The organism is Komagataeibacter kakiaceti JCM 25156, assembly GCF_000613305.1.
In genome coordinates, this window is record NZ_BAIO01000743.1 from 1 (window position 1) to 882 (window position 882).

Annotated in this window: 2 pseudogenes; one reads left to right on the forward strand and one right to left on the reverse strand. The window is 65.6% G+C overall.

Annotated elements, in window-relative coordinates:
- Positions 1-280, reverse strand: a pseudogene (locus JCM25156_RS26165) (hypothetical protein); the annotation flags it as partial.
- 251 nt (positions 281-531) lie between these two features.
- On the opposite strand from JCM25156_RS26165, the pseudogene JCM25156_RS26170 reads away from it, so the two are divergent.
- Positions 532-882: pseudogene (locus tag JCM25156_RS26170) on the forward strand (lysophospholipid acyltransferase family protein); the annotation flags it as partial.

An 882-nucleotide genomic window follows, 5' to 3' on the forward strand; every position in this document is an offset into this window, starting at 1 on the left:
CCATGATGACGACATCCCAGTCCCCCGCCTGAGACTGGCGCAGGATGGCGCTAATGGCGTCCGTCCCGTCAATATCCTTGAAGTGGATGCGCACATTGTTGGCCTGCTCGAAGGGCGTGAGCAGTTCGGGGTCTTCATGATCGCACCATGTCAGCACATTCAGCGCATCATCCGCCGCCCGCGCCGGAATGGCCCCGACGGTGGCGCCCAGGCCGGATCCAAGGACGGTTCCGATGATGAGGCGGTCGTTACGGCAACGGACCTGCCGCGACGGCTGCATGTGGGCATGAAAAAAAACTCCTGAAGGGCAATCCATAGCATGGACCTGTATCCGGGCACGGTCCAGCAGGCAGCCCGCCCGGGGGCGGTAAGTAATAACGGGGGCTCATGGCCCGCATGTAGGGACGCCACGCGTCACGTTACGGATCGGGAAATGCGCGATGCTGTGGGCGTTGCGCGTATGACACGTCCGGTCGCCGTCGGTTGTGTGTATATTGTCGTGCGCCATGATGGCGGGCTATGGATAGGCGCATGATCGCCGATTTCATCCGCCGCTTCATCCGGCGTCGTTCTCCGTCACCTGTTACCTCGCTGCCCGCGCGGCGCGCCTCACGGCAGGTGATCGCACCGGAAGCCGGATCGGACGCGGCGCGGGCCATCGCCGCCATGTCCGTGGCGCCTTCGGGGCGGGTGCGTGAATATGCCCGTACCGCCCGCTGCGTGGGGCGGCTTGCGGCCATTACCGTATGGGTGCCCCTGTCGGTCGGGTTCGAGGCGGTGCTGCTGCTGCTGCCCGGCACGGCCAAGATCCGCTGGACGCGCATGGTCTGGGGCGGGCTGTGCCTGCTGCTTTCGCTGCGTATCCGCGTGGTAGGGCGCCGG